The sequence below is a fragment of the Leisingera sp. F5 genome, assembly GCF_001593695.1.
Genome location: NZ_LUKH01000174.1, coordinates 1 through 4,270 on the forward strand (window position 1 = coordinate 1; position 4,270 = coordinate 4,270).

Sequence of the window (4,270 nt, forward strand, 5' to 3'; positions counted from 1 at the left end):
ACGCCCAGCGATTTGAGAAACGAATTTGTAGCGCACATTGCGAAACGCACTCCCCGCTATGAGATGTGCAAGATCTCGCAGGTGAGCATCACCCCTACAACGTGGGGCCGGGCCACCGCTTACTGCCAGCATCTGCTTGATGGTCACGTACTTACTCTCGGTCACAGGCTCATTTTTATTGAGTGCTACGGCGTTCTCAGGATTGGAAGGTGCCTTCTCAGACCGGGTGTGCTTGCCACCAATTTTGAACATCGAACAATCCTCCTTGATGCATCAATGTCAAAATTGTCCGCGGGTATCCGGCGTCTGTAAAGCAACCCAAAATCGAGATCACTCATTAAAAACAACATACTAAGAGGTCAGTATTGGTTTTTTTTGCAGCCGCCAGTTTGACCCAGTCACCCAAACTATAATCGCCATTTTGCGATTCGTTTCCGGAGGGTTTCAGCCTTAGCCGTATACGGCGTGCCGACAAGCCGCATTTCGAGATCCACTGCCAATTTGCGATCACTCATTTTAGCAGCACTTGTGCCGTACTCCGCCAACAGTTTCTCGAACTCGGCCTTTACTACTACCCATTTTTTTCCGTTGCAGAAAGTTTGCCCCCTGGAAGTCCTTCTGGCATCTTCGGCTTGCTTTTCTGGTAGTGTTTTTCTGCTGCGTCGAAGTACATCGTAGTGCCCGGCCATTGAGCAATCACCCAATTCACAAAAGTCCTTGCACTCAGAATAACGTCTTTTCCATCCTCGATCGGATCGCTCTTGATAGACACTGCTTTGAGAGGATTCACGGGCCTCTCTCCCCTCAGCGCCCGAAGCGCTACATTAAAGTACCGTCTGGTATAATCTTCTGGGAAAGGGGAGGACTCAATGTCCCAGCACATATGCCCTTTTCCAACAGGCTCTTCCTTTTGCTCCGGATCCACGCGCGCAATCAAACAGCACCCAATGTGAAGATCAATGTACTGGCGCCTGAAGTACTTCTCTGAAACAGATACAAAGTCCTCTACGCTCATCTCGACCGACCACGTGATCTCTTCACTCGTCACCCAATACACCTTTCATAGTCTTCTCAAGAATACTCTTGGTGTGATCGTCACTCAGATGCGCGTACCTGGAAGCCATCTGAAACGACTTGTGCCCAAGCACAGCGGCAATTTCGGGGACCGAGCCTCCATCCATAGCAATGTAGCTTGCCGCGGTATGCCTCAGGTCGTGAAAACGAAAGTCTTCCAAGCCAGCCTTCGCTACAGCGCGGTACCATGCCGACTTTATGTCGATGGGGCGCAAACCTGTTCGGCCAGGGAACAGAAAGTTCGATCTCTCGCCGTTTTGTTCAAAAAGGTGCTTCAAACGCGTAAGAATGGGATCAAGAAAGTGAGTTGAACGGCGCATTCCGTTCTTCGTCTCTTCCACAATGACTTGGCCTGTCTCAAAGTTCACCCTGCTCCAATCCAGCCCAAGGATCTCCTGCCGACGCAAACCTGTCGTTAGAGCGATCAGAACTATTGTCTCTAAGAACGGGTTTTCACTCTCGGCGCATGCGTTGAGAAGTGCCTCTCGCTCTGCCGCGTCCAGGTATCTCACTCTGCCCTGCGGCTCCTTCAGTTTCTTGATCCGCTTCATTGGGTTTTGCTCCAGCCATCCGTACTCCCGAACAGTGGTCTCGAGCACATGGTGGAGGGCCGCCCAGTAACGGTTCACAGTCGCATTCGTAACTTTGCCACCGTGCCGACCACGATGTTCTGAGATAGACGTTCTCGCCTTTAAGAGCCGGTCTGTCGTGATCTCAGCAAGCTTCAAGTCTCCAAGAAGGGTCTTCCAAACACCAAGTTGCTGGTTCTGATCTTTGGCCGACTTCTTACCTGGCAAGACTTCAAGAACATACCGGTCGATCACATCAGCCAATGTGTGTTTCTTGGCTTCTGATCCAATCGGGTTCTTCCCGGCGTCGATACCCGCTTCTATCTGCCGGGCCCAAGCTTCAGCATCGCTTTTGCGGTCAAAATAAGCAGACTGCTGCTCGTATCCCTTGCGGCGAATCTGCGCCCGCCACCGAATACCCTTAGCACTTTGAACTCTCTGAACAGACGCCAAACCCGCCACTCCATTGGCCATGCTGGTTCTCGCCTAGAGTAATGGGTTTTCGGGGAGATTTGCACTGATTTTGCACCAAATTTCGTGCGAAATGCGAATCAGCAACACGCCTCACTGGCATGCGTTTGATTTTATTGGAGGAAGTGGTGAGCCGTGCAGGATTCGAACCTGCGACCCACTGATTAAAAGTCAGTTGCTCTACCAACTGAGCTAACGGCCCACTTCTTCGCTGCGGTCTAAGTGTTTTTTCCAGGAGGATCAAGCACTTATTTCGCTTCGGGATTGCCTGGCAGCCTGTGTCATGCTGTCCCGATAGGCGGCGTATCTAGGGCCAGTGCAGCGGGGGGTCAACCCCTTTTTTCAACTTTTCTCACCGAAGACTAGATTCATCTGCAGTCCAGGTCTATATGCCCGGAATGAACACCCAAGCAGATACCGCACTCCCCTTCATGAAGATGCACGGGCTGGGCAACGACTTTGTTGTTGTTGACGCGCGCGCGCAGGACATCTCCATCACCCCGGCGATGGCCAAGGGAATCGCTCACCGCCGGTTCGGGGTGGGATTTGACCAGCTGACGGTAGTCTCAAACGGCCTCGGGGACGCGCATCTAACCTTCTATAACGCCGACGGATCCACTTCCGGAGCCTGCGGCAATGCCACCCGCTGCATTGCCCGCCATCTGATCCTGGAAAGCGGCAAGTCCGAGCTGCATCTGACCACCGATCGCGGCGACCTTTATGCACGCGATGCCGGCGATGGCCTTACGTCCGTCAACATGGGACAGCCACAGCTTAACTGGCAGGACATCCCGCTGGCCGAAGACGCGGATACATTGGAACTGCCCATCGAAGGCGGCCCTGCTGCAACCGGCATGGGTAACCCGCACTGCACATTCTTTGTCGAGGATGCCACGATCATTCCGCTGGAAGAATTCGGCCCCCGCTACGAGCATCACCCGCTGTACCCCCAGCGCACCAATGTGCAAGTTGCCCAAGTGACTGGCCCCGACCGCATCCGCATGCGTGTGTGGGAGCGCGGTGTAGGGGTGACACTGGCCTCCGGCTCCTCCTCCTGCGCCACTGCCGTTGCTGCCGCCCGGCGCGGACTGACAGGCCGCAACGTGCAGATCGACCTGGATGGGGGCACGCTGTGGATCAACTGGGCCGAAGACGGCGTGTGGATGACCGGCCCCACCATGCATGTGTTCGACGGCACCTTCACCCGCGAATTCCTGGAGACGCTGGCATGAGCGTGCCAAAGTTCACCACCCTTGGCTGCCGCCTCAACGCCTATGAGACCGAGGCGATGAAGGAGCTGAGCCAGCAAGCGGGGCTTGAAAACGCCGTGGTTGTGAACACCTGCGCGGTGACCGCCGAGGCCGTGCGCAAGGCACGCCAGGAAATCCGAAAATTGCGCCGCGAAAACCCGGAGGCGCCGATCATCGTGACCGGCTGCGCCGCCCAGACCGAACCGGAAACCTTTGCCGCGATGGACGAAGTCACCCGTGTCATCGGCAATACCGAAAAGATGCAGGCCCAAACTTGGAATGAAATCGCCAAGGGCCCGGACTTCATCGGCACAACGGAAAAGGTGCAGGTTGACGACATCATGTCGGTGACTGAAACCGCAGGCCATCTGATCGACGGTTTCGGCACCCGCTCCCGTGCCTATGTGCAGGTCCAGAACGGCTGCGATCACCGCTGCACCTTCTGCATTATCCCCTATGGCCGCGGCAACTCCCGCTCCGTCCCCGCCGGGGTGGTGATCGACCAGATCAAACGGCTGGTTGACAAGGGCTATAACGAGGTGGTGCTGACCGGAGTGGACCTCACCTCCTGGGGCGCTGATCTGCCTGCGCAGCCGCGTTTGGGCGATCTGGTGATACGCATTCTAAAGCTGGTGCCGGACCTGCCCCGCCTGCGCATCTCCTCGATCGATTCGATTGAAGCGGATGAGAATCTGATGCAAGCCATTGCCACCGAACCGCGCCTAATGCCGCATCTGCACCTGTCGCTGCAGCACGGCGACGACCTGATCCTCAAACGTATGGCGCGGCGGCACCTGCGCGGCGACGCCATCGCCTTCTGCGAGGAGGCCCGGCGCCTGCGCCCGGAGATGACCTTTGGCGCAGACATCATCGCGGGCTTCCCGACCGAAACCGACGCCCATTTCG

5 protein-coding genes and 1 tRNA gene are annotated in these 4,270 nt (G+C 56.0%); 2 read left to right on the forward strand and 4 right to left on the reverse strand.

Going from position 1 to position 4,270, the window contains the following annotated elements:
* From A2I95_RS26645 to A2I95_RS26660, 4 genes are all read right to left on the reverse strand, one after another.
* Nucleotides 1-252, reverse strand: a 252-nt coding sequence (locus A2I95_RS26645; protein WP_291734768.1) for a hypothetical protein, incomplete at its 3' end; no start/stop codon positions are given.
* A gap of 319 nt (nt 253-571) precedes the next feature.
* Nucleotides 572-1,048, reverse strand: a complete 477-nt coding sequence (locus A2I95_RS26650; RefSeq protein WP_291734770.1) for a hypothetical protein — start codon at nt 1,046-1,048, stop codon at nt 572-574.
* Nucleotides 1,038-2,117 (reverse strand): site-specific integrase, encoded by a 1,080-nt coding sequence (locus tag A2I95_RS26655; RefSeq protein WP_291734772.1) that lies wholly within the window; start codon nt 2,115-2,117, stop codon nt 1,038-1,040. Before A2I95_RS26655 ends, A2I95_RS26650 begins: the two co-directional genes overlap by 11 nt.
* A 123-nt stretch (nt 2,118-2,240) precedes the next feature.
* Nucleotides 2,241-2,316, reverse strand: a tRNA-Lys gene (locus A2I95_RS26660).
* Nucleotides 2,317-2,503: 187 nt separating this feature from the next.
* Here A2I95_RS26660 and dapF point away from each other — a divergent pair.
* Together dapF and mtaB are read left to right on the forward strand one after the other, a co-directional pair.
* Nucleotides 2,504-3,346 (forward strand): diaminopimelate epimerase, encoded by an 843-nt coding sequence (dapF, locus tag A2I95_RS26665; RefSeq protein WP_291732877.1) that lies wholly within the window; start codon nt 2,504-2,506, stop codon nt 3,344-3,346.
* The coding region (gene mtaB, locus A2I95_RS26670; protein WP_291734773.1) for a tRNA (N(6)-L-threonylcarbamoyladenosine(37)-C(2))-methylthiotransferase MtaB at nt 3,343-4,270 on the forward strand (928 nt) is incomplete at its 3' end. The genes dapF and mtaB, both read left to right, overlap by 4 nt.

Excerpts from the sequence above, each read along its gene's own strand:
- A2I95_RS26655 (WP_291734772.1), bottom strand. The coding sequence starts at position 2,117 with ATGGCCAATGGAGTGGCGGGTTTGGCGTCTGTTCAGAGAGTTCAAAGT.
- dapF (WP_291732877.1), top strand. The coding sequence starts at position 2,504 with ATGCCCGGAATGAACACCCAAGCAGATACCGCACTCCCCTTCATGAAG.